Annotated in this window: 27 protein-coding genes and 1 tRNA gene; 20 read left to right on the top strand and 8 right to left on the bottom strand. The window is 40.8% G+C overall.

Annotated elements, in window-relative coordinates:
• Positions 1-17 precede the first annotated feature (17 nt).
• Genes AU377_RS11755 through AU377_RS11765 form a run of 3 tightly spaced genes read left to right on the top strand, consistent with a single transcriptional unit; the run spans position 18 to position 2399 of the window.
• Entirely contained in the window at positions 18-686 is a 669-nt protein-coding gene (locus AU377_RS11755) for a GTP pyrophosphokinase family protein (RefSeq protein WP_067407961.1), read from the top strand.
• A complete protein-coding gene (locus AU377_RS11760; RefSeq protein WP_067407962.1) occupies positions 683-1483 on the top strand; it encodes an NAD kinase in 801 nt (266 codons plus the stop codon). Before AU377_RS11755 ends, AU377_RS11760 begins: the two co-directional genes overlap by 4 nt.
• A complete protein-coding gene (locus tag AU377_RS11765) occupies positions 1455-2399 on the top strand; it encodes an RluA family pseudouridine synthase (RefSeq protein ID WP_082732031.1) in 945 nt (314 codons plus the stop codon). Before AU377_RS11760 ends, AU377_RS11765 begins: the two co-directional genes overlap by 29 nt.
• Here the strand turns inward: AU377_RS11765 and prpE are convergent.
• Positions 2383-3123: a bis(5'-nucleosyl)-tetraphosphatase PrpE gene (gene prpE, locus AU377_RS11770; protein WP_067407963.1), complete on the bottom strand. Its 741-nt coding sequence runs from the start codon at positions 3121-3123 to the stop codon at positions 2383-2385. The two genes, AU377_RS11765 and prpE, sit on opposite strands and share 17 nt — an antisense overlap.
• 89 nt (positions 3124-3212) lie before the next feature.
• Between prpE and mgtE the strand changes: the two genes are divergently transcribed.
• On the top strand, positions 3213-4586 hold the full coding sequence (gene mgtE, locus AU377_RS11775) for a magnesium transporter (RefSeq protein WP_067407964.1): 1374 nt from the start codon (positions 3213-3215) through the stop codon (positions 4584-4586).
• 58 nt (positions 4587-4644) lie between these two features.
• Positions 4645-5106 carry a hypothetical protein gene (locus tag AU377_RS11780; protein WP_067407965.1) on the top strand — a complete coding sequence of 154 codons (462 nt, stop codon included), beginning with the start codon at positions 4645-4647 and terminating at the stop codon, positions 5104-5106.
• A 134-nt stretch (positions 5107-5240) separates the two neighbouring features.
• Here AU377_RS11780 and AU377_RS11785 read toward each other — a convergent pair whose 3' ends face one another.
• Complete coding sequence (locus AU377_RS11785) at positions 5241-5750, bottom strand: CotY/CotZ family spore coat protein (protein WP_067407966.1); 510 nt, start codon at positions 5748-5750, stop codon at positions 5241-5243.
• A gap of 123 nt (positions 5751-5873) precedes the next feature.
• On the opposite strand from AU377_RS11785, the gene AU377_RS11790 reads away from it, so the two are divergent.
• The 7 genes from AU377_RS11790 to AU377_RS11815 all read left to right on the top strand — a co-directional run bounded on the left by AU377_RS11790 (position 5874) and on the right by AU377_RS11815 (position 8969).
• Positions 5874-6266, top strand: coding sequence for a YhcN/YlaJ family sporulation lipoprotein (locus AU377_RS11790; RefSeq protein ID WP_067407967.1), 393 nt, complete (start codon positions 5874-5876; stop codon positions 6264-6266).
• Positions 6266-6721, top strand: a complete 456-nt coding sequence (gene spoVAC, locus AU377_RS11795; RefSeq protein ID WP_067407968.1) for a stage V sporulation protein AC — start codon at positions 6266-6268, stop codon at positions 6719-6721. Before AU377_RS11790 ends, spoVAC begins: the two co-directional genes overlap by 1 nt.
• Complete coding sequence (locus AU377_RS11800) at positions 6715-7716, top strand: stage V sporulation protein AD (protein ID WP_067407969.1); 1002 nt, start codon at positions 6715-6717, stop codon at positions 7714-7716. Before spoVAC ends, AU377_RS11800 begins: the two co-directional genes overlap by 7 nt.
• Positions 7717-7726: 10 nt before the next feature.
• Positions 7727-8086 carry a stage V sporulation protein AE gene (spoVAE, locus tag AU377_RS11805; RefSeq protein ID WP_067407970.1) on the top strand — a complete coding sequence of 120 codons (360 nt, stop codon included), beginning with the start codon at positions 7727-7729 and terminating at the stop codon, positions 8084-8086.
• A 123-nt stretch (positions 8087-8209) separates the two neighbouring features.
• The gene (locus AU377_RS15360; protein ID WP_082732032.1) at positions 8210-8347 is read left to right on the top strand and encodes a YjcZ family sporulation protein; all 138 of its coding nucleotides are present in this window, start codon (positions 8210-8212) and stop codon (positions 8345-8347) included.
• Positions 8348-8367: 20 nt separating this feature from the next.
• On the top strand, positions 8368-8613 hold the full coding sequence (locus tag AU377_RS11810) for a stage VI sporulation protein F (RefSeq protein ID WP_067407971.1): 246 nt from the start codon (positions 8368-8370) through the stop codon (positions 8611-8613).
• Between the two features lie 86 nt (positions 8614-8699).
• Positions 8700-8969: a hypothetical protein gene (locus tag AU377_RS11815; RefSeq protein ID WP_067407972.1), complete on the top strand. Its 270-nt coding sequence runs from the start codon at positions 8700-8702 to the stop codon at positions 8967-8969.
• 78 nt (positions 8970-9047) lie between these two features.
• Here AU377_RS11815 and AU377_RS11820 read toward each other — a convergent pair whose 3' ends face one another.
• The 3 genes from AU377_RS11820 to AU377_RS11830 form a co-directional block, all read right to left on the bottom strand.
• Entirely contained in the window at positions 9048-9485 is a 438-nt protein-coding gene (locus AU377_RS11820) for a GNAT family N-acetyltransferase (protein WP_067407973.1), read from the bottom strand.
• A 3-nt stretch (positions 9486-9488) separates the two neighbouring features.
• Positions 9489-10004 (bottom strand): YjcG family protein, encoded by a 516-nt coding sequence (locus tag AU377_RS11825; RefSeq protein WP_067407974.1) that lies wholly within the window; start codon positions 10002-10004, stop codon positions 9489-9491.
• An 85-nt stretch (positions 10005-10089) separates the two neighbouring features.
• Positions 10090-10812 carry an esterase family protein gene (locus tag AU377_RS11830; protein WP_067407975.1) on the bottom strand — a complete coding sequence of 241 codons (723 nt, stop codon included), beginning with the start codon at positions 10810-10812 and terminating at the stop codon, positions 10090-10092.
• 106 nt (positions 10813-10918) lie between these two features.
• Between AU377_RS11830 and AU377_RS11835 the strand changes: the two genes are divergently transcribed.
• The 4 genes from AU377_RS11835 to AU377_RS11850 all read left to right on the top strand — a co-directional run bounded on the left by AU377_RS11835 (position 10919) and on the right by AU377_RS11850 (position 15422).
• Entirely contained in the window at positions 10919-11503 is a 585-nt protein-coding gene (locus tag AU377_RS11835) for a phosphatidylglycerophosphatase A (RefSeq protein ID WP_067407976.1), read from the top strand.
• A 246-nt stretch (positions 11504-11749) separates the two neighbouring features.
• Positions 11750-12760, top strand: a complete 1011-nt coding sequence (locus tag AU377_RS11840) for a TAXI family TRAP transporter solute-binding subunit (protein WP_067407977.1) — start codon at positions 11750-11752, stop codon at positions 12758-12760.
• 114 nt (positions 12761-12874) lie between these two features.
• Complete coding sequence (locus AU377_RS11845; protein WP_067407978.1) at positions 12875-13390, top strand: DUF1850 domain-containing protein; 516 nt, start codon at positions 12875-12877, stop codon at positions 13388-13390.
• Complete coding sequence (locus tag AU377_RS11850; RefSeq protein WP_067407979.1) at positions 13383-15422, top strand: TRAP transporter permease; 2040 nt, start codon at positions 13383-13385, stop codon at positions 15420-15422. Before AU377_RS11845 ends, AU377_RS11850 begins: the two co-directional genes overlap by 8 nt.
• 125 nt (positions 15423-15547) lie before the next feature.
• On the opposite strand, the gene AU377_RS11855 is transcribed toward AU377_RS11850, so the two are convergent.
• The 3 genes from AU377_RS11855 to AU377_RS11865 are packed head-to-tail and all read right to left on the bottom strand — an operon-like array spanning position 15548 to position 19073.
• Positions 15548-17050, bottom strand: a complete 1503-nt coding sequence (locus AU377_RS11855; protein ID WP_067407980.1) for a UDP-N-acetylmuramoyl-L-alanyl-D-glutamate--2,6-diaminopimelate ligase — start codon at positions 17048-17050, stop codon at positions 15548-15550.
• A 13-nt stretch (positions 17051-17063) separates the two neighbouring features.
• Complete coding sequence (locus AU377_RS11860; protein ID WP_067407981.1) at positions 17064-18116, bottom strand: M42 family metallopeptidase; 1053 nt, start codon at positions 18114-18116, stop codon at positions 17064-17066.
• A gap of 15 nt (positions 18117-18131) precedes the next feature.
• Positions 18132-19073, bottom strand: coding sequence for a Gfo/Idh/MocA family protein (locus tag AU377_RS11865; protein WP_067407982.1), 942 nt, complete (start codon positions 19071-19073; stop codon positions 18132-18134).
• Between the two features lie 118 nt (positions 19074-19191).
• Here AU377_RS11865 and AU377_RS15850 point away from each other — a divergent pair, with 118 nt between their 5' ends.
• The 4 genes from AU377_RS15850 (at position 19192) to AU377_RS11880 (ending at position 22618) form a co-directional block, all read left to right on the top strand.
• Entirely contained in the window at positions 19192-19326 is a 135-nt protein-coding gene (locus AU377_RS15850; protein ID WP_256381699.1) for a hypothetical protein, read from the top strand.
• Between the two features lie 243 nt (positions 19327-19569).
• A tRNA-Val gene (locus AU377_RS11870) sits at positions 19570-19642 on the top strand.
• Positions 19643-20041: 399 nt separating this feature from the next.
• Positions 20042-20698: a DinB family protein gene (locus AU377_RS11875; protein WP_082732033.1), complete on the top strand. Its 657-nt coding sequence runs from the start codon at positions 20042-20044 to the stop codon at positions 20696-20698.
• Positions 20699-21043: 345 nt separating this feature from the next.
• Entirely contained in the window at positions 21044-22618 is a 1575-nt protein-coding gene (locus AU377_RS11880) for a peptide chain release factor 3 (RefSeq protein WP_067407983.1), read from the top strand.
• Positions 22619-22698 lie beyond the last annotated feature (80 nt).

Below are 22698 nucleotides of genomic sequence, written 5' to 3' on the forward strand. Positions count from 1 at the left end.
GGCGAGGAGTGTTAGCGATGCGGCAATGGGATTGTTTTTTAGAGCCATATAAACAAGCTGTTGATGAGTTGAAAGTAAAGCTAAAGGGGCTTCGGGCGCAGTACGATTTAGAAGATGTACATAGGCCTGTCGAATTTGTGACGGGAAGAGTAAAGCCGCTAGCGAGTATTTACGACAAAACACTTGAAAAAGGAATTCCATTTGAGCCTTCTGCTGAATTAGCAGCGGAACTGCCAGACATTGCCGGACTTCGGATGATGTGTCAATTTGTAGATGATATTGAGACGGTTGTTGAAACATTGAGGCAGCGCAAAGATATTGAAGTGGTAGAAGAACGCAATTATATTGCCAATACAAAGCCTAGCGGATACCGTTCATACCATATGATTATTAAGTATCCAGTTCAGACGATCCACGGAGAAAAAACCATTTTGGCGGAAATTCAAATACGGACATTAGCGATGAATTTTTGGGCGTCTATTGAACACTCCTTAAATTATAAATATAAAGGTGCGTTGCCGGAGGAGATCCATCATCGCCTAATCCGTGCTGCGGAGGCAGCTTTTCGACTGGATGAAGAAATGTCGCTCATTCGTAACGAAATACAAGATGCACAACAATATTTTAGTGCCCATAAAGAAACGTCCAAAAGAAATTATAATCAGAGCGGAGGGCATAAGGAATGAAGTTTTCGATCCAGTCCCGAAATGATTCATTATCCAATCAGCTCATGGAAGCAGCGAAAGGATATTTGACAGACTTTGGTCTTGTTTTTGATGAAGAAGAACCTAACATCGTTGTGTCCATTGGCGGTGACGGAACGATGCTGCACGGCTTTCATAAATATAAACATCGATTAGAAGATACAGCTTTTGTCGGCATCCATACAGGGCATCTTGGGTTTTATGCCGATTGGAAGCCGAAAGAGTTAGAAAAGCTAGTCATCTCATTAGCGCGAAAAGAATTTAATGTGATCGAATATCCGCTGCTTGAAGTAACGATTCAATATCGTCATTCCGGCGATAGTGCTACTTATCTCGCGATGAACGAATCAACTGTGAAATCGCCTGAAGTTACACTTGTAATGGATGTAGAATTGAATGGAGAGCATTTTGAGCGCTTCCGCGGCGATGGCCTATGCGTTTCTACGCCGTCAGGTTCAACCGCGTACAATAAAGCACTTGGAGGGGCAATTATTCATCCGTCACTTTCATCGATGCAGTTAACAGAAATGGCCTCCATTAATAATCGCGTTTTTCGAACAGTAGGATCACCGCTTGTTTTGCCGGAACACCATAATATTTTGTTGACCCCCGTTAAAGGGCCAGACTTTATGGTGACAATCGATCATTTACAACTACTGCATAAAGACGTAAAATCGATCGAATATAAAGTGGCTGCCGAAAAAGTGCGTTTTGCCAGGTTTAGATCATTCCCATTTTGGAAACGAGTTCATGATTCGTTCATTGATGACAATGGGTGAAGATAAACAAAAAGAACGGCGCTTTCATATTACTTACCGCGTAGAAACTGGGAATCTATTGTTGCGTGAATTTTTGCATTCAAAAGGTATTTCTAAACGAACGTTAACAGCGATTAAGTATGCAGGCGGTGAGATTACGGTCAACAGCGTTGTTCAAAATGTCCGTTATATGCTTCGTCAAGGAGATGAAGTCGGTGTCACATTACCACAGGAGGTGCCAAGTGCTGGCTTACTTCCGGAAACCGGTCCATTAACGAAGATCTACGAAGATGAAGCGCTTCTTGTGCTGGATAAGCCCTCGGGACAAAGTACCATTCCTTCTCGTGATCATCCCGCTGGAACGGTTGCGAACTTTGTAGCGGGAAAGTTTAAAAGGGAAGGGATACCTGCAACCGTTCATGTAGCAACTCGGCTCGATCGGGATACGTCGGGGCTTATTTGTATTGCCAAAAATCGGCACATCCACCATTTACTTAGTGAACAAATAAGGAATTCAGGGTTCCGGAGGCAATATATTGCAATTGTTCATGGAACTGTCGTTCAAGAAGAATGGACAATCGAGGCGCCCATCGGCAGAAAAGATGGCAGTATTATTGAAAGAATTGTTCGGCAAGATGGTCAGTATGCGCGCACTGATGTGACTGTACTGAAACGGTTTCAAAAAGACGGACAGCAATATACGCAAGTGGCACTTCATCTTCATACGGGAAGAACGCATCAAATTCGTGTTCATATGCAATGGAGTGGTCATCCGTTAGCAGGAGATGATCTTTATGGTGGTACGCATGAACATATTCAACGTCAGGCACTGCATTGTACGGAAATTCAATTCAGCCATCCTTTGACGGGAGAATCATTGGATTTCCAATCGAATATGCCATTGGATATGCAGAAAATGCTTAGTCAAAACTTGTGAATTTCTCCGAAATCATCGGTTGTAGGGAGGGCACGGACACAATTTCTTTTTCAGGAAACCGGAATGCCGTTAAAGAGCCGCCAAAAACGCATCCGGTGTCGATGTTAACAGTATTTTTAACAAAACGTGCCTGCTTAACCGGTGTATGCCCATATACGATAAAAGCATTCCCATTGTAATGCTTCGCCCAATCAAGACGAACGGGTCGTCCATCCGGCAATCGTTCACCCGTAATATCGCCATATAGTACGAACACACGAATTTTTTCAGAAGAAGGTAAACCGATCATATTTTCTCTAATTCCGGCATGGGCAATGATCAGTTGTCCATTTAAAAGGGAATGGTATAATGGTAAAGCTTCGTAAAAATTTTTGTATCTTTCTAGAAAGCGGCTGCGTGCTTCCTTATTTAAATCATTCATTTCAGCGACAGTCGTTTCGAGGCCGTGCGTTTCTTGCACCTTATTCCCTTTTGCATAACGATATAGTTTATTGCAATGATTTCCAGGGGAATAGATAAGCAAGCCTGCATCTTGCATGTTGAAAAGAATGTCCAATGTTTTTAACGAATGAGGACCACGATCCATCGCATCACCGACAAATGCAAGCCGCCGATCATCTGGATGAACAGGAATTCCATTTTTCATGGAATAGCCTAGTTTTTCAATCAGGTTCATCAATTCGGTATAACAACCATGAATATCGCCGATGATATCATATTTCACTAATCGCAACCCCCTATGCAGTCTTATCTATAGAGTATCCTTTACCGGCAGGTTCAATGCATGTGAGAAATGGAAAGGAAGGTGTAGCCATGGATTATAGAGAAGAAAACAAAGATGAAGTCATCTATGACGAGGAGAAACTGACAGAAGCTCTTCTCAGCCAAGATATGATTGCATTTCGAAACGAATACTTGATGCTGCACCCATATGATCGTGCAATTTTTTATGAAAAAGTTGAACCGCAACTGCGGAAGTTCATTTACCACTATTTGTCACCCAAAGAATTAGCGGAAATTTTTGAGACAAGTGAAATTGGTGATGACGAGTACAAACAGTTCCTTCAGGAGATGGACACGACCTATGCCGCAGACATGATTTCTCATATGTTTGTGGATAACGCGGTAGATGTCCTGAACGAACTTGATAAATCACAAGTTGTGAGTTATTTAACGCTTATGAACAAAGAGTCTGCCGCTGAAATCCGGGCTCTTTTGCATTACGAGGAATATACTGCCGGTTCGATCATGACGACAGAGTATGTAACTGTCCCTGAAAACTCGACTGTTCGTTCCGCCATGACGATTCTGCGAAATGAGGCACCTAGTGCAGAGACCATTTACTATATTTTCGTTGTAGATGATGATAATCGTCTATCGGGGGTCGTTTCACTTCGGGACCTCATTATTGCGCATGAGGATACAATCATTAGCGAAATTATGAGTGAGCGAGTGGTCAGCGTTTTAGTCTCCGAAGATCAAGAAGAAGTTGCAAGAACTATTAAAGACTATAATTTTCTAGCGGTACCAGTTGTGGATTTCCAACAGCATATTCTAGGAATTATTACGGTTGATGATATTATAGATGTTCTAGACGAAGAAGCGTCTGATGACTATTCCAAGCTTGCAGCTGTTGCCAATATGGATACATTCGACAAAAATTCCTTGTCGGCAGCAAAAAAACGTTTGCCTTGGTTGATTATCCTTCTCATACTCGGGATGTTAACTGCAAACTTAATTGATTTATTTACCGAAACAATATCTCAAGTTGCCTTGCTTGCGGCATTTATCCCGCTTATTGCAGGAACTGCGGGGAATAGCGGCACACAGGCACTCGCTGTTGCAGTTCGTGGAATTGCAACGCGCGATATTGAAGATGAAAGTAAGTTTAAATTGCTACTTCGCGAAGCGGGTACAGGGATTATTACAGGCCTTATTTGTGCTATTTTTGTTGTTCTGCTCATTTCTGTTTGGAAGCATGAATTCATCATAGGACTTCTCGTTGGTGCTGCAATTCTCGTTAGTATTTTTGTCGCAACGCTTTCCGGATCATTTATTCCTTTGTTTATGCATAAAATAAAAATTGACCCTGCGGTTGCGTCAGGACCTTTCATTACAACATTAAATGATGTTATTAGTATCATTATCTATTTAGGATTAGCGACGGCTTTCATCGGTAGTTTATAACGATGAAAGCTGTTTTTCTTTTCTACGGAACATGAAAGAAATTGGGCGCATATACTAAATGAAAAAGGATGTGCTCATCATTTTACGTCATGAACCGTTACTGTTTGTTAAAACGCCGCCGGTCTATATGAAACTAACCGTTAAAGATGAAGAAAGCACGTCAGTTTTTACATTTTCCGGCAGAGTGCAGGAATCCTCTTTAGAAGAGGGGGAAGAAGTTGTAACTGAAATGCAATTTGAGGAACTGGAAGAGGAAAAAGAGAAGCCACAACTAAAAAATGGTGTGGTGAACCCCGATCTGATCCGGAAAATCCACACTTTGTCTACACCTTTTTCACGGCAAGTTTATCGGCCGTTGGAATTCGTGCTGGATGAGGAAAAATTAATAGGTACAATTGAAAAAATGGAAGAAGAGACATTATTCATTTTGTTAGAGGGAGAAGAGCAAGAACTTGTAGCAATAGACATTGGTACAATTGAAGAAATTTTTTGGCGCGGTACACCGTTTGAAGGGGATTAAATTATAAGATAAAACCATTCAGTCAGGGAAAACGAATGATTGGCATGATGGACGCCCATTATAAAAAGGGGCGTCTTTTGTCGTTTAAAACGATTTAAGACGACCCCTAATTGCAGCATTGCAGTTTCTAGTTTTTAGTCTTCTTCGCATCGAAGATGGACATCTCGGATACATTGGACGCCACAGAAGCATTTTAAGTCAACTGTAATACAATTTCTTGTTTGAACAAATCGATTAACATCGCATAATGCATCCATATCGAGCACATTATCCGGGAAAAGGTCTACAAGTGTATCACCATCAAATGGTGCAAGCACTTCTAGTGTTGCGCAGCAATTATCGAATACTTTTTGAACCCTGAAAAAGACTGAGAAGCCACAAATCTCTGCGCCGCCAAGTCTGCGTCTGAAAAATGCTTTAAACGGATTTCCTTCTTTATCCAACAGCATAAATACACGTGTGTTAGCTCGGTTTTGCGTTGGTCTTACTGAACCGATTGGCGCTAGGAAACAGTCATTATTACAATCGTCGCAGTCGAAATCATCCCGAACGTCTTGAATACGTTTGATGGCGCGCAAAACTTCACAAATACAGTTACCGTGATGACGGGAATCGTGTTCATGTTCATTTCGACAACATCCCATACATACCACCTCCTTTTTTTATATCTCTAATACAGTATGCAAAGGCGTCTAATATGTAAGGGCACACGGACTAAGGATGAATAAAGTTTATACGAGAAAGACATACTTAGAAAAATGGAGGGGATGCTTATCCGGAAGGTACTATTATTACTGCTCATGCTTGTTTTGCTTTCCGGCTGTTCCAATCATGGAATCCGGATCCATAACGATTCAGCGGATGCTTCCAAGGCAGAAGAAATACTTAAGAAAGATCAACGACTGACTTCTGCGGTAATTCTATTTCATGAAAAAGATTTGCTTGTCGGGATTGATGTCGATACTTTTTCAAGGTTCCATAAGAAAAAAATAGAAAAGGAAATCAAAAAGAAACTAGAAAAAAGTTATCCGGATTTAACCGTAACTGTTTCAGCAGACAGGAAAATGACCATCGTATTGGACAAGTTAATTCGAAAAAATGAAAAAGACATGGGTAAAAAAATTGACCAGTTGAAATCTTTATTAAAGGAAGAGACGTAATGAATGAAAACAAGTACGCAAAGTTGGAGCAACAAACTTCTCCGAAAACACCGTATTTACGGAATATCGTGACCGCCTTTATCACGGGTGGAACAATTTGTTTAATTGGACAATTTGTGTCGCTCTTTTATATGACTTATTTTGATTTCACGGAACGGACGTCAAGCAATCCAACAGTGGCAACGCTGATTTTCATTGCCATGTTATTAACTGGATTTGGCCAATACAAGAAAATTGGACAATTTGGCGGTGCAGGGAGTGCAGTTCCGATCACCGGATTTGGCAACGCCGTTGTTTCAGCGGCGATCGAACATCGATCCGAAGGCTATGTGCTTGGTGTCGGCAGTAATATGTTCAAATTAGCTGGGTCCGTTATTTTATTCGGGGTGTTTTCTGCATTTGTCGTGGCACTTATTAAAACAATTCTTGTCAAATTTGGGGTTATCTCATGGTAGGACGCGGCCTTTTAACTTTTAAGACAACTCCATCGATTATGGCGACCGGTGTAACAGTAGGACCACTTGAAAAGAAAAGTCCTTTCTTCGATCAGTTTGATAAAGTGTATGATGATGAACGATGCGGTCTCGGTACAAATGAACATGCGAATGCTAAAATGATGGATGATGCATGTAAAATTGCTTTAAACAAACTTGACAGTAATCCATCAAAAGCAGATTTTCTCCTAATCGGCGATTTGGTCAATCAAATGACACCGTCTAATTTTACAGCTTCTGCACTAGGCATTCCGTATATCGGCCTTTTTTCAGCATGTGCAACATCCATATCATCACTTATCACAGCGGCACTTTTGACGGAAGTTGGGATGTCTAACTGTGCCATCGCCGGTGCAGCAAGCCAACATATGTCTGTTGAAAGGCAATTTCGAAATCCAGTTGAATATGGTGCACAAAAACCGGAAACCGCACAATGGACTGTCACAGCAGCCGGTGCAGCGGCGGTAACGCCATATCAGCAAGGGTATCCATCCATTGAAAAGGCGACAATTGGAATTGTCAATGATTTAGGCATGACAGATCCGTTGAATATGGGCGCGGCAATGGCACCAGCTGCAGCGGATACTTTTGTACGGCATTTACAAGGCTTTCAAACGAAAATTGAAGATTATGATTGTATTATGACAGGAGACCTTGGAAAAACAGGGTTTACATTATATAAAACATTAATCGAAAATAAAGGGTTTCAAGCAAATGACAGCTTTCGTGATGCCGGCGTAGAGTTTTACGGCGAAGATCCAACCTTTTTAGCTGGCGCTAGCGGTGCGGGATGTTCTTCAGCCGTCTATTTTTCGGATGTGTTTGGAAAAATGATGGCAGGCAACTATAAAAGAGTACTACTCATTGCGACCGGGGCATTATTATCTCCATTGTCATTCCAACAAAAAGATACGATTCCGTGTATTGCACATGCGGTTGAGTTATCAATGAAATGAGTGTTTAAATATGTCCATTTTTATCACTGCATTTATCGTCGGTGGACTTATTTGTGTGGTCGGACAACTAATGTTCGACGTTGCAAAATTAACGCCGGCACATACGCTATGTACGTTAGTCGTCATCGGCTCCATATTAGATGGATTCGGAATGTATGAACCGTTAATTGATTTCGCAGGAGCTGGTGCGACCATTCCAATTACGTCATTTGGTAATGCATTAACACATGGAGCGATGGCAGAGGCGGAAAAACATGGAATTATTGGCGTGTTGACTGGGATGTTCGAAGTGACAAGCTCTGGAATTAGTGCTGCGATTTTATTTGGTTTTATCGCTTCATTAATTTTTAAATCAGAAGGAAAAGCATAATAGAAGGACGGACGGCTTCTAAGCGGGAGCCGTTTTTGTGTGGGCAGAAAAAAATGTGCATTTGCCCCATCCTTTTTTGAAACGCCCGCATAGTATATGGGGAAAAGGAAAGGAGGGGTTTTTATGTACGGATGGTGCAATCCTTGTGGTGGTTACGGAGTTGGTCCAGAAAGAGGAGCTAATTATGGTGGTTCTACATTCGTCCTAATCGTTGTTCTCTTTATCTTGCTTATTATTGTAGGACGTAGCTTTTGTGTCTAAGAAGGGGGGATCGATCATAGATGAATGATTCATTTTTCCGGAAAATCGAATCAAAAACGGGTGTCCCGATGGAAGAAGTATTCGCCCTGGCGAACGCTATTCAATTTGCGGATTTCAGTGACGAGCGACAATTACGGAAAATTATCCGTAAGGTAGGAAAGCTTGCTAAAAAAGAAGTACCTCAACAAACGGAAGATGAACTAATCCGTTCCATTCTTGCGGATGGTAAAGCAGTGAATATTAAAGATATTCAAGATATGTTGTAAAACTAGTTGAATAAATCTGAAAGCTAGTTTAGTATCATAGGATAAAGGGTATAGATGTAGAGAGGTTTTTTCTGGAGGTGGGAAAAATGGGGTATGTACTACCTGTTCGATCTTATCGATATGAGCACTATGCAAACGTAATGCTTATAAAGAGGCATGAGTACGCGGATATTGAAAAAGTTTCTAACGTAAAAACGGCTTCCCATTTATATCAGGATTCAACAAAGCAAGATCATCCTGTTTTTGTTAAAATGCCAATGGCGAAAAAAGGACTGATCTTTCCAAATCCGGCCCACCTTTCATCAGAAATAGCTAAACACGCCCGCAATGTGTTATCGAACAATCGCCCCACGTGATACGCGTTGACCACTGGCAATGCAATTTTGAAAATAGAAAAGGTCCACTCTGCGATGCTAAGCAAAGTGGACCTTTTCTTAATCAGTTAATTTTTTTTCCATTGCACGGTGTGGAATATCGGCATCCATAAATTCCGGGGAAGTAATCGTGTAACCAAGTTTTTCATAGAAAGGAATTGCACTTACTTGCGCATTTAGAACGATTTTCTCATAGTTTGACATTTTCGCATGCTTTTCTAATGCATCCATGACTAGATTACCAAGTCGATTTCCGCGAAATTCTTTTAAAATGCATACGCGCTCTACTTTGCCAATCCCATTGCTCGTTTCACGGAGTCTACCTGCCCCGATTGGCGTTTGATCGGAATAGACGACAAAATGTATCGCTAAATCATCGTATTCGTCCAACTCCAAATGATGTGGTACCCGTTGTTCTTCTACAAAAACTTTTCTTCGCACACTAAAAGCATCTTCGCGCTCTACATCATTTGCAACAATTCGAATCGTAAAGTTCATTGTTTAGCTGTCTCCGCCTAGTCGGAATGTTTCATACACTGTCCAGGAACCGTCTTCAAGTTGATAGAGAAGATGTAAACGATCAATCATTTCGCTATGATCTACACCCGTCATTTTTAACTGTCCGATAATATCGTCATGTTCCCCAGAGGATAGTTTTTGAGCAACTGTAATATGGGGAACAAAAGAAAAATCGGGTTCATTCCCAAAGAAATTATGGTTTAGATCTTTATGCAATGAAATGAGTTCCTCGTTCGGTACAGCTTTAAAGTAAATTGCATTCGTAATAGGTGCAAATGTACTCACTTTTGAAACTTTTAATTCAAAAGGTTTGTGTTTCTTTGTCACCTCGTAAATTGCTTTTGCTACTTCTTCAATTTCCTGATCATTTGCCTCAAAAGCACCTTTAATCGTCATATGGGGAGTAATTAGTGCATAATGCGGGTCATAACGTTTACGATACGCATTTGCAAGATCTTGAAGCTTTTTGGATGGGAACGCTACAATGCCATATTTCATGTTGAAAGACCTCCTTGGAATTTAAATAGACTAACTATTTTCAATTATACCAGAATATTTGACTGAAATGTCTGTTTCGACTGGATTAGTGACCGTAAACTAATTCAATGGCACGACGGACATCAGGCTGCCAATGTTTCCACGTATGGTCACCCTCAAATTCTTCATAAAAGTATAAAAAACCTTTTCTTTTAATCAAATCCTTTAATGAACGGTTTGGCGTTAAAAAGTCTTGGATACCATCTAGTTGTGTATTCACTTCTGTTTCTCCAGTACCGATCACGTGATAAATTGAAAAAAGGGAAGGATCATTTGCGGCTTCTACGGAAGAAAGTACATTCTCATTTACATATGGGGAATGTAAAAGTGCTTTTCCGAATATATTAGGGTATTTTAATGCTGTGAGAAGTGAAATCGTTGCCGCCAATGAATCACCAATTAATGCTCTGCCTGCGCCAATTTGATAGGTTGGGTAGTTCTGATCAATATACGGCACGAGCTCATGTGCCAGGAACCGCATGTATGCTTCGTGTCTTTCACTGTCGGGGTGATACATTTGTCTGCGCTCTTTCACACTTTTATAAGGAACACCAACGACAATGACATTTTCAATTTTTTCTTCATGCAAAAGTTCATCAACAACGCGACCGATGCGGCCAAATTGAAAATAATCCTTACCATCGGACGCAATCAGTACGGAATATTTATAAAGTGGAGAGTAATTATGCGGTAAATGAATTAATAGCTGCATTTCTTCTTGAAGCTCTTTACTATAAAGAGAAATATCTTCGATTTTTCCGTAGTTCATTTATAAATCCTCCCTAAGAAGTTCATGTATTGAAATTGTATCATAGCGCACTAAAATAGGTATAATAAGATTACATCAGAGTGAGAAGACAAAAGGGGTTGAGAAATTGTTTAACAAGAGAAAGGTTGTTCATTCTAAAGATGTTGCACAAGCAACGCATGAAGCATTATTGCGCCGGGGTGTGACACTTGAAAGTATTGCGAAAATTGTTTATGAAATGCAATTACCATACAATGAAGGGCTTAAAATGGCCCATTGTTTAGAATCCGTCAAAGGTGTATTAAAAAAGCGAGAACTGCAGCATGCCATCCTCGTCGGTATTGAACTAGATGAATTGGCGGAAAAAGGGATGCTCTCCGAACCGTTACAACAAATTGTTGTGGCGGATGAAGGACTTTTTGGGGTAGATGAAACAATTGCGCTTGGAGCTGTTTTTACATATGGTTCCATAGCGGTCACAACTTTTGGCCATTTAGATAAAAATAAAATTGGCATCATCAATGACCTTGATACGAAAAAAGGGAATGGTGTTCATACGTTCCTCGATGATTTAGTTGCAAGTGTCGCTGCATGTGCCTCATCACGAATTGCGCATAGAACTCGGGACCTTGAGGAGGCGGGAGAAACTTTCGATGATATTGCCCCCGACGAAACAATGCCAGAAACGAATGTGAAAGGTGCTCAAACTTAATTGCATGTAAATTAAGGGAGGGTTTGTGCAGAAATGAATAGTCATTGATGAAAGAGTAGTTGAAGTAATTTTCGACTACTCTTTTTCTATGTTAGTGCCATGTACATAAAGGTTTTTTAGGACAAACTCACTAATTTTCAAGTGATTCATGTTACACTGTGTATTGACAAAGTACTGAATGTTCATGATAGAATGAAAGAGAGTTTGGTATTTTCTCAAAGTAAATAGTAAAAGGGAGGCGTTTTTATGAAGAAAAAGAAGTTTCAATTTCTTGCTTTCATCGCGCTCATTGCAGTCCTTGTTCTGTCCGCATGTAATTCAGGCGGCGGTAGTACAAACGGAAGCAATGATGAAACAGACACAGATTCAAACGCTGAAGAGAAACAAGCGCACGACTATAAATTTTTAAGTATTTTAACGGGTGGGACGCAAGGAACTTATTACCCACTTGGCGGCTCGTTTGCAGATTTCATCACTGATGAAACGGGTGTTAAAACGACAGCAGAAGTATCACAAGCATCTGCTGCTAATATGACGGCACTAAAAGACGGCGAGGCTGAAATCGCTTTCGTACAAACTGATATCGCTTATTATGCATCAAAAGGGGAATTGATGTTTGATGGAGAGGTAATTGACGATGTTTCAGCGCTGGGTGCACTCTATCCTGAAACGGTTCAATTAGTAACACTTGATAAAAGTGGTATTAAAAGTTTTGAAGATTTAAAAGGTAAAAAAGTGTCAGTTGGTGCACCAGGATCAGGTACGTATGCCAACGCAGAGCAGTTACTTGAAATTCATGGCTTAACAATGGACGATATTAAACCGCAAAATCTAGACTTTGGTGAATCTCAAGAAAGCTTGCAGTCAGGGCAAATTGATGCCGCTTTCATTACTGCTGGAACGCCAACTGGTGCTGTTGAAGGGCTTAACGCAACACATAAAGTTTTCGTTGTTCCTGTTGTGGATGAGAAAGCAGATGAACTGATTGCGAAATATCCTTACTACGCAAAAGAAATGATTCCAGCAGGCACGTATGGCTTGGCTGAAGATACACCAGCTGTTTCTGTAGGTGCAATGCTTGTTATTCAAAACGACATTCCGGAAGATTTAGCATATGAAATTACAAAAGCTATTTATGACAATGCTTCCAAAATTCAACATGCTAAAGGAAAACTTATCAAAGCTGAGACAGGTCTAGACGGTGTTGGAATTCCAGTACACCCAGGTGCACAAAAATATTTTGACGAAGTTCAATAAGTAACATTGTTAAGTCGGGGCGGGAAAGCGAAAGGCTTTTGCCGTCCCATTCTTTCATTCTATAAGTCATTTTGATGTAACCTTTGTTCAATTCGTGTGGAAAGGAAGAAGCGGATGAGAAGGAAAAAAATAATACCGCTTATTCTTTTAGTGAGTTTTCTCGCAGTAACTTTTTACATACCTTGGAAAAAGGCATTTATTTTTACGGAACAACGGTCAGAAAATCCAATGCGTTATTTTGTTCCAATATCTAAGGAGCAGACGTTTCAAATTCGATACGTACATTCGATCCATTTGACGGATGTTATTGAGACATACGAAGTAATGGAAGATCTTCAAATTGGGCTGTTATCGATGCAGTATGAAGATGTTGCAATCGGTTTACCAAGTTACGCAGAAGAGGGCGAGACGCTTACAATAGAAAATGGTCTTTATACGCTCACATATGATGAAAATATGATCGATTCATTTGTCCTTTTTATCGGGGATATCGATGCGGAATTGGCTTTCCGTTATCTTGGGGATGAAATAGATTTAAAGCAACATTTAATAAGGGGAAAATCTTACAAGTTTCATATTCAAAGACTTTCTTTTTATCAAATGCTGAAGGGAGTTAACTTGAATGGCTAAGGATGAAAAGCAAAAAATGGATGCCCAGATTCATGATGAGGAATTTCGAATGCTTTCGGAGGAAGAGCAGCTAGAAATTCTTCAAAAGTATGATCCCGAATCCAACACAAGAAATGTAAGCGGTATCTTTAAGAAAATTGTCTTTTTTGGTTTACTTGCGTTCTCAATTTTTCAATTATACACATCCATAGGCACGCAATTTACGGCCTATATTCAAAGATCAATTCACTTAGGATTTGCGTTGGCACTTATTTTTCTTTTGTTCCCGGCAAGTAGAAGAATTAAGAAGAGAAGAGACAAGGTGCCAATCTATGACATGATTTTGGCTCTGCTGGCAGTAGGTGTCGGGCTTTATTGGCCGATCTTAATCGATCAGCTTGTCTTGCGGGTTGGCAGAATGACGCCGCTTGATCTAACGGTAGGTATTATTGCAATTTTGCTTACATTGGAAGCGACTAGACGTGCGGTTGGAATTCCAATCGTTATTATTTCAAGTGCATTTTTAGTTTATGCATTTTACGGCCCATATTTCCCAGGATTTCTTGCGCACCGCGGGCAAGATTTAAAAAGTGTCGTTCAACTCATGTTTTTTACGACGGATGGTATTTTGGGAACACCGATTAGTGTATCTGCAACGTTCATTTTTGTCTTTTTGCTTTTTGGTGCATTTCTTGTGAAAACAGGTGTCGGCTCATACTTTAATGATCTTGCGGTTGTTTTAGCGGGACGTTTAGTCGGCGGACCTGCAAAAGTAGCCATTTTCTCCAGTGCACTGCAGGGGACTATTTCAGGCAGCTCGGTGGCGAACGTTGTTGGATCTGGTTCGTATACGATTCCGATGATGAAAAAGCTTGGTTATCGCAAAGAGTTTGCTGGCGGCGTTGAAGCGGCTGCTTCAACGGGCGGTCAAATTATGCCGCCAATTATGGGAGCTGCTGCATTTTTAATGGTTGAATTTATCGGCGGAATTGACTACTGGACGATTGCGAAAGCAGCTACCATTCCAGCTATTCTTTACTTTACAGGTATTTGGATTATGACACACTTTGAAGCAAAACGTGTTGGCCTAAAAGGGATGACAGAAGATCAAATTCCGGATCGGAAGGCAACATTGAAGAAAATTTATTTATTGCTTCCGATTTTAGGAATTATTATCTTTTTACTAATTGGTATCCCAACAATGAGAGCCGCGTTATATGGAATTGTCTTAACCATCATCGTTAGTTCGTTTGATAAGTCAACACGACTTGGTATTAAGGATATGATTGAAGCACTTGTTGACGGTGCGCGCACAGCGCTTGCTGTTGCGGCTGCTACTGCATGTGCAGGAATTATCGTTGGTGTCGTCGTGAAGACAGGTTTAGGGTTAAGTCTTGCAACGGGTTTAGTAACAGCAGCTGGCGGCAATATTTTACTGACATTAATGTTTACGATGTTGGCGGCACTCGTTCTTGGAATGGGTTCACCGACAACTGCAAACTATGTCATCACCTCAACAATTGCTGCTCCGGCAATTATTACACTGTTAATGTTGGATAGCCCGCCGGATGCAACGGTTCCGATCGTAGTTGCAATATCTGCACACTTATTCGTGTTCTACTTTGGAATTATTGCGGACATTACACCGCCCGTTGCCCTTGCGGCGTTTGCTGCTTCCGGGATTTCAGGTGGAGATCCGATTAAAACCGGTGTCACTTCTTCCAAACTTGCGATTGCGGCATTTATCATTCCATATATGTTCATTTTCAATCCGGCGATGCTAATGATCGATGCATCCATTCTAGAGATCATTTGGGTTGTCATCACAGCAGTTATCGGGATGGTAGCCATTGGCGCAGGGATGATCGGCTATTGGTACCGTAAATGTAATTGGTTTGAAAGACCAATTATCGTTGCGACGGGACTGTTGTTAATTATTCCAGAAACGATTACGGATATTGTCGGTCTTCTTTCGTTTGCAGTACTCTTCACCATTCAATGGCTTGCAAGAAATAAAGACAATAACAATGAAAAATCAGCGGTCATTTCCTAATAACATGACGCAATCCCTTCGTTAATTGCGAAGGGATTTTTTTATGAATATTAGGTTTACGAAATTATCAAAGATAAAACGAAAAAAGCAGTTCTGTCGGATCTAAATGACAGAACTGCTCGTATTTAATTATTTAATGGTTTTTCAACAAGGCCACTGCCAAATTTTTTTTCGGCTTCTTCTAATGCAATTGCAGCATCTGAATGCGGGTATTTGACATTGCCGATAATTTGAAAATCTTCATGTCCTTTGCCGGCAAATATAATGAGATCGTTTTCGCTCGCAATCGAAATAGCGTGTCGAACGGCTTCGGCGCGATCCTCAATACAGGCATACGCTTTATGCTTCATGCCTGCAGCCAACTCGGAAAGAATCGATTCATATGGCTCATCTCTTGGGTCATCCGTTGTTAAGATGACATAATCGGCGATCGAAGCTTTTTCTGCCATGATAGGGCGTTTCTTCCGATCACGATTGCCGCCTGTTCCGATTAAAAAGATTAATTTTTGATCGGGTTTTTTGTATGGAAGCACCGCACCAATGGCTTTTTCGATCGCATCCGGAGAATGTGCGTAGTCTACATACAATGTAATCGGTAAAACGGTAGGTATTTTTTCCATTCTTCCTTTGATTGCGGGGATTTTTTCCAAGTGACCAATCGCCGTTTCAACACTCATCCCCTTTGCATAGAGTGCCGCAATCGCAGCAAGTGAATTATAAACACTAAATTCTCCAATCAGATCCATTGACACTGAAAAGATTCCATCTGGACAGTCAAGTGTATACGATGTACCGTCTGGTTTCAGCTCAATTTCCGATGCTTGAAACATTGCCTCGCTATGAATACCGTAAGTGAGGATCGGATAAGCTGTCATGTGCATGAAATGGTCGCACCATTTGTCATCTGCATTCATAACGGCAAACTTACTTTGACTTAAATCTTGTCCCAGTTGGGCAAATAGAAGTCCTTTCGCGTGTCCGTAATTTTCCATTGTTCCGTGAAAGTCAAGATGATCATGGGATAGATTGGTGAAAACGGCAATATCAAATTCTGTACCAGCAAGTCTTCCTTCAACTAAACCATGAGAAGATACTTCCATTGTCATTGTGGTGCAATCTTCATTAACTGCTCTTGCAATCATTTGTTGAGTCGTTAATACATCGGCTGTTGTATTCTCTGTTTCATAGAAGGTACCATCCAAATCAAAGCCAATAGTACCGGTTAAAGCGGAACGCTCACCAGATTGACGCAAGATGGCATGGATGATCCCGCTGACGCTCGTTTTTCCATTTGTACCTGTAACACCGATCATCGTCATTTTTTTGGCTGGATACTGATAAAATTTTGCCGCTAATTGTCCAATTGCCCGTGATGTATCGGGAACAAGTATGACAGCGACTCTTTCTTCATCTACGTCAACAGGCTTTGAGGCAACAATGACACGTGCACCATTTTCAATTGCCTTTCCAACAAATTGATGTCCATCAACCGTGTATCCTTCAATACAGACAAAAGCACCACCGGCGTTTACCGCTCGTGAATCAACAGCAATATCTGTTACCACCGTGGGGAGTGTACCGTATATTTTTTTTACAGGCAATACTGCCAATAGTTGTTTGGTTTCCATAAGTTTCCTCCATTTAATCTGTCATGGCTGATGTAACATAAGCCCATAATAGATGGGACGTTGCTTGTAAAGAATCAAGATGCGTACGCTCTAAAGCGTGGGATGACTCAATGCCGGGACCGAATAATGCATGCTTAACGTCAAATCCGGCGCGGATTGCAGCGGAAGCATCGGAGCCGTAATACGGATAAATGTCCAATTTAAAAGGGATGTTTTCTTCTACACAAAGATTTTTTAAATGATGGGTCAACCTGTAATGGTAAGGTCCACTTGAATCTTTGGCGCAAATAGATACTGTATATTCATCCGACGCCTGTCCATCTCCAAGTGCTCCCATATCAACCGCAATATATTCTACTGTTTCTTCAGGGATATTGGAATTCCCGCCAAAGCCAATTTCCTCATTATTGGATATATAAAAATGTGTTGTGTATGGCAAAACCGTTTGTCCTTCGGTTAAAGAGCGGATGAGTTCTAATAGTAAAGCTGTGCTTGCTTTATCATCTAAGTGTCGGGATTTGATAAATCCTGTATCCGTTACTTCAAATCGCGGATCAAAGGAAACGAAATCACCAATCTCAATGCCGAATTTACGCGTTTCTGCTTCGCTTTTCACTTTAGCATCTAGACGGACTTCAATATTTTTTTCATTACGCTCTGCTTTTCCGGCATTTTTATAAACATGGACAGAAGTTTGGTGCATCAAAATCGTTCCGCGGACTTCTTTACCACATGCTGTATGGATGGTGCAATATTCACCTTCAACAGAATCCCAATTATAGCCTCCCACCATCGTCAGCTTCAATCGCCCATCTTGCTTAATTTCTTTCACCATGGCGCCAAGTGTGTCTACATGTGCCGTGAGCAGTCGATGTCGTGTCTGATCGTTGCCGGCAATCGTTGCGATGATCGCACCTTTGTTTGTATTTCTATAAGAAACACCGAATTCATCCAATAGATCGCCGATATACTTCATCACTTTTTCGGTATATCCGGATGGACTTGGGATCTCAACAAGTTTCTTCATTAAATCAATCGTACGTTTTTCATCAAATAATTTTTTCATATTCATACCGCCTCGCTAATTATGTAAAAGTTGGTTAATTAACCTTTGTACTTCCAACCCTTCTTCAAAATGAACGAGCATTGCCTCTTGATGAGAAAGCGCTAGGATACATTCGTCAATAATTGAAGGGACTGGATCGAAAGAAGTCAATATTTCAAAAGGACTGTTTTTTTGAGCCATGCTAAGTTCCGACCAATTACACAGTTTTAGAACGCCTTCGGTTCCATATACTATCAGAGACAGATCTTCTTGCTGTCCAATGCCAGCTAAACCATTCAAAAGGAAAGGAATATTAGTTACTGTTTCGCCAAGTGCCATGACACTTGTTTCTGCAAGGGTTTCATCATCGGGAAAAATCGTCTGATGTTGCCGGATCGTAAGTCGCCCGAACATTCTATACATAAGTTGTAAAAAATGCGGGAAAACTTCTCGGATAAAGCCACCTTGCTCTCTGGAAGCGATCCATGAATTTTGCTGCCAGGCACGGGGCCAATCTGTAAAATATGCCTGAAGTTCGATTCGAATCGGCTCACCAATCGTCTTTTTTTCGATGAGCTTCATGAAGTGTCGAACAGTTGGACTGTACATAAGCGGAAAATGCATCGCATTTAAAGCTCCGCTCTTTGTCGCCGCTTTTACCATATGTTCACTATCTTCTACATCATGTGCTAATGGTTTTTCACATAAAACATTTAGTCCTTCGGCAATTGCTTGGAGGCTAAGTGAAGCATGTGTAATCGGTGGCGTGCCAATGTAAACCCAGTCTGGTTTTAACTGTAAAACTTCTTCATAGGAGGATGCCGCAAATAATTGATATGTATTCGCAATTTCTAACAGTCGTTCGTTATTTTGATCGAACAGTGCAATAATCTCTACCTGCTCATGGTGTTGTAATTGGTTAATGATTTTTTCGCCAATAATTCCGGTTCCGACAATTGCCAAAGAAATCTTTTTCATGCACAAGCTCCTTTACTGGTAGGTCTTATGAATCCTTTTCACGTTTTTACGTTTCATATTATACCATCTAAGGGGAAGTAAGAGCATATACAACAAAGAATCCAAGGAGGGAATGGACATGACAACAACAGAAACTTGGTGGGAAGCAATTTTTGAAGGGGACTTAGCGCACGGGATCAATAAAGAGCGACTTACGGAACTTGAAGAAGAACATTTCCTTTATTTTGATGATAACGATGAAAGTTTTGAGTGACACAATAAATAGTATTTGATAAAAGAACAGCTAATGCATCGTGAATTAGCTGTTCTTTTATCAATTCATTCAATACTATGCCACGGGTAAAGGACGGCATCACTTAAAAAAGTGACCATTTTGTGACGGGTGAAAGCATTTCTTATTTCATAACTAAAAAAATATGAAAATGTATTGACTTCTATTTTAAACAAGCTATAATAAGATTTGTGCTTAAGAGAGCGCAACGTTAAAATTTCTCCCGATTCCGTAGCTCAGCTGGGAGAGCGCCACCTTGACAGGGTGGAGGTCGCTGGTTCGAGCCCAGTCGGAATCATTGGGTGCCAAACCCTTGGAAAGACCGTCGGAACAACGGTTTTTCTCCAAAACAGTCCTATTAGGCCGGATGCCTAGGGACTGTTTTTTTGTGTTTCGAACCAATGTCACTAAGTTGTCCGCATCTATTCGTTCTTATTACCCGGATGCCGTTGAATTATATCGTGGAAAATCTCTGCTTTGTTGGAATTTGGGTGAAATGTAATGTGTTCTATTTTAAACAAGTTGCGCATATTTAATAACAAGGATTTCCTTCGCCCTAAGCGATGCATGTTCCATGTTCTACAAGACTTCAATCATGACGATCGATTTGTGCAGGTGGAGTAGCATTTTCTGACCATTCAATCAGACAAAATAAGACAAACGAATCGCCTCAGTACTTTCAATAGTAGGACTTATTTTGAAATTATTATTGTGCGGTGTAATTATTGCAATTCTGATTAAAACAATCTATGATAGGTCATTGGATACGTCTATTGCTGAGGACTGTGTTTTAGCAGGCGTTATACTTATATTTTTTTGGCTCATCGTGCTACGAATGAGTAATTTCGTGTCACGAGGGATAGCGTACTTAAATCAAGAGGAGAGGATTCTAATCGCAACTATACAACAACTAAGACTAGCACGTATGCATACGATAGGGCGAGTTAAACGGATTGAAGATGCCAAGTGGGATGTTCTACCTGGAGAATTTAATAATAATATTCGATGGCATGTAGGCCATATTTACGTAACGATGGAAACTCTTATCCAACAAGCTTTACCATCGTATGAAGTTGTACACCCTGAATGGATTCCGTTCTTTATAGATGGAACGAGCCCAGGGGACTGGGGAGATGATGCGCCGACAAGCGATGTGTTACTAGCGGCAATTCGTGACCAACTCAATAGAATCCCGAATTTTTTAGAGGGTAAAATGGTAGGAGATGCGGCAGAACCATTAGTTATTGGGGACGATATCATGACGATCGGTAACATAGATGATATCGTTCAATTCATTGCTTGGCATGAAGGTGTCCATGCGGGTGTTATTGATGCACTTGGAAAGGTTAGTTAAATTGGCCAATCCAGTAGTTATTAGGATGGTATTGAGGAACAGTATATTTAGAAAAGAATACTGTCGAATCGAGCTGCTTGTGGAAGTTCCCTTTAAACAATGTTTAAACCTATTTAGAATTTAGATACTCCCTCACCTGATTAGGTGGGGGATTTCTTTATGTCGATTTCGCCGAAGCAATTTTAGTGTTTTTTCAATTTATAAAGTATAGGGCAAATTCTATGCACCAAACCTAACAGTAATCAGACGAGTAGGTTTATTTTTTTGCCTTTTTCAATGAAAAATGTTGAAATCATCCGCGCTTCTATCTATGATAAAAAAAGCTAAAAGAAGGAGATTTTGAATATGGATAAATCGATACAGGAAGAAATCGCTTCAAGACGAACATTCGCAATTATTTCTCACCCTGACGCGGGAAAGACAACAATGACAGAAAAGCTTCTTTATTTCGGTGGTGCGATTAGAGATGCTGGAACTGTTAAAGGGAAGAAAACAGGAAAATTTGCGACATCTGACTGGATGGAAATCGAAAAGCAACGCGGAATTTCAGTTACCTCTTCGGTTATGCAATTTGATTATGACGGCAAACGTGTAAATATTTTAGATACACCTGGACACGAAGATTTTAGTGAGGACACGTATCGGACGTTAATGGCAGTAGACGCTGCTGTGATGATGGTCGACTCCGGGAAAGGGATCGAACCGCAAACGATTAAATTATTTAAAGTATGTCGTATGCGCGGGATTCCAATCTTCACGTTTATGAACAAAATGGATCGCCAAGGGAAGGAACCTTTGGAATTGATGGAAGAGCTAGAGGAAGTGCTTGGCATCGAATCGTATGCGATGAACTGGCCGATTGGTATGGGGAAAGAGTTTCTAGGTGTCTATGACCGCTTTAATCATCGAATTGAACAAGCGCGCTACGACGCGGAAGAACGATTTTTGGAGTTGGATGAGGAAGGCGAATTAAAACATCCGCATGCAATGACCGAAACCTCTTATTATGAGCAGGCGTTAGAAGATGTTCTTTTATTAAACGAAGCAGGAAATGAATTTGACGAGGAACGTGTTGCCAAAGGTGAATTAACACCCGTCTTTTTTGGCAGTGCATTAACGAACTTCGGTGTTCAAACTTTTTTAGAAACTTTCTTACAATTCGCGCCGCCACCGCAACCGCGTTCAACGAAAGAGGAAGAGGCGGTCAGCCCATATTCAGATGAATTTTCCGGTTTTATCTTTAAAATCCAAGCGAATATGAATCCGATGCATCGGGACAGAATTGCATTTGTTCGGATCGTGTCCGGTGCTTTTGAACGTGGAATGACTGTCACTGTTCCACGAATTTCAAAAACGTTTAAGCTTACGCAAACGACACAGTTTTTAGCAGACGATCGTGAAACGGTGAATGAGGCAGTTGCTGGTGACATTATCGGATTACATGATACAGGGAACTACCAAATCGGTGATACTGTCATTGGCGGGAAATCTTCTTTCCAATTTGACGCTTTGCCGCAATTTACGCCGGAACTTTTCGTTCGTGTTACTGCAAAGAACGTGATGAAATCCAAGCATTTCCATAAAGGAATTTTGCAGCTCGTGCAGGAAGGGGCTATTCAATACTACCGCACACTTCATACAGAAGAAGTTCTGCTTGGAGCGGTAGGGCAGCTACAATTTGAAGTTTTTGAGCATCGTATGAAAAACGAATATAACGTAGAAGTGCGTATGGAGCACATCGGTTCTAAAGTAGCTCGTTGGATTGAAAATGAGCAAAATGTGAAAGAGTCAATGGCAGGCCAGCGCGCCATGTTAGTAAAAGATCGATATGACAATTTTGTTTTCTTGTTTGAAAATGATTTTGCGATGCGTTGGTTTCACGATAAGCATCCGGAAATCCAATTATATAGTCTTTTATAATGCATGCATAATTGTCCAACATAAAGCTTATAGTAGTGGTAGGCTCGTCTTTCGCTATCACTTTTGGGTATTGGATTACG

It is taken from the genome of Sporosarcina sp. HYO08, assembly GCF_001563475.1.
Classification (GTDB): Bacteria; Bacillota; Bacilli; order Bacillales_A; family Planococcaceae; genus Sporosarcina.

Coding starts and splice junctions, on each gene's coding strand:
- AU377_RS11755 (WP_067407961.1), top strand. CDS start 18: ATGCGGCAATGGGATTGTTTTTTAGAGCCATATAAACAAGCTGTTGAT.
- AU377_RS11760 (WP_067407962.1), top strand. CDS start 683: ATGAAGTTTTCGATCCAGTCCCGAAATGATTCATTATCCAATCAGCTC.
- AU377_RS11765 (WP_082732031.1), top strand. CDS start 1,455: ATGATTCGTTCATTGATGACAATGGGTGAAGATAAACAAAAAGAACGG.
- mgtE (WP_067407964.1), top strand. CDS start 3,213: ATGGATTATAGAGAAGAAAACAAAGATGAAGTCATCTATGACGAGGAG.
- AU377_RS11780 (WP_067407965.1), top strand. CDS start 4,645: ATGAAAAAGGATGTGCTCATCATTTTACGTCATGAACCGTTACTGTTT.
- AU377_RS11785 (WP_067407966.1), bottom strand. CDS start 5,750: ATGGGATGTTGTCGAAATGAACATGAACACGATTCCCGTCATCACGGT.
- AU377_RS11790 (WP_067407967.1), top strand. CDS start 5,874: ATGCTTATCCGGAAGGTACTATTATTACTGCTCATGCTTGTTTTGCTT.
- spoVAC (WP_067407968.1), top strand. CDS start 6,266: ATGAATGAAAACAAGTACGCAAAGTTGGAGCAACAAACTTCTCCGAAA.
- AU377_RS11800 (WP_067407969.1), top strand. CDS start 6,715: ATGGTAGGACGCGGCCTTTTAACTTTTAAGACAACTCCATCGATTATG.
- spoVAE (WP_067407970.1), top strand. CDS start 7,727: ATGTCCATTTTTATCACTGCATTTATCGTCGGTGGACTTATTTGTGTG.
- AU377_RS15360 (WP_082732032.1), top strand. CDS start 8,210: ATGTACGGATGGTGCAATCCTTGTGGTGGTTACGGAGTTGGTCCAGAA.
- AU377_RS11810 (WP_067407971.1), top strand. CDS start 8,368: ATGAATGATTCATTTTTCCGGAAAATCGAATCAAAAACGGGTGTCCCG.
- AU377_RS11815 (WP_067407972.1), top strand. CDS start 8,700: ATGGGGTATGTACTACCTGTTCGATCTTATCGATATGAGCACTATGCA.
- AU377_RS11820 (WP_067407973.1), bottom strand. CDS start 9,485: ATGAACTTTACGATTCGAATTGTTGCAAATGATGTAGAGCGCGAAGAT.
- AU377_RS11825 (WP_067407974.1), bottom strand. CDS start 10,004: ATGAAATATGGCATTGTAGCGTTCCCATCCAAAAAGCTTCAAGATCTT.
- AU377_RS11830 (WP_067407975.1), bottom strand. CDS start 10,812: ATGAACTACGGAAAAATCGAAGATATTTCTCTTTATAGTAAAGAGCTT.
- AU377_RS11840 (WP_067407977.1), top strand. CDS start 11,750: ATGAAGAAAAAGAAGTTTCAATTTCTTGCTTTCATCGCGCTCATTGCA.
- AU377_RS11845 (WP_067407978.1), top strand. CDS start 12,875: ATGAGAAGGAAAAAAATAATACCGCTTATTCTTTTAGTGAGTTTTCTC.
- AU377_RS11850 (WP_067407979.1), top strand. CDS start 13,383: ATGGCTAAGGATGAAAAGCAAAAAATGGATGCCCAGATTCATGATGAG.
- AU377_RS11855 (WP_067407980.1), bottom strand. CDS start 17,050: ATGGAAACCAAACAACTATTGGCAGTATTGCCTGTAAAAAAAATATAC.
- AU377_RS11860 (WP_067407981.1), bottom strand. CDS start 18,116: ATGAAAAAATTATTTGATGAAAAACGTACGATTGATTTAATGAAGAAA.
- AU377_RS11865 (WP_067407982.1), bottom strand. CDS start 19,073: ATGAAAAAGATTTCTTTGGCAATTGTCGGAACCGGAATTATTGGCGAA.
- AU377_RS15850 (WP_256381699.1), top strand. CDS start 19,192: ATGACAACAACAGAAACTTGGTGGGAAGCAATTTTTGAAGGGGACTTA.
- AU377_RS11880 (WP_067407983.1), top strand. CDS start 21,044: ATGGATAAATCGATACAGGAAGAAATCGCTTCAAGACGAACATTCGCA.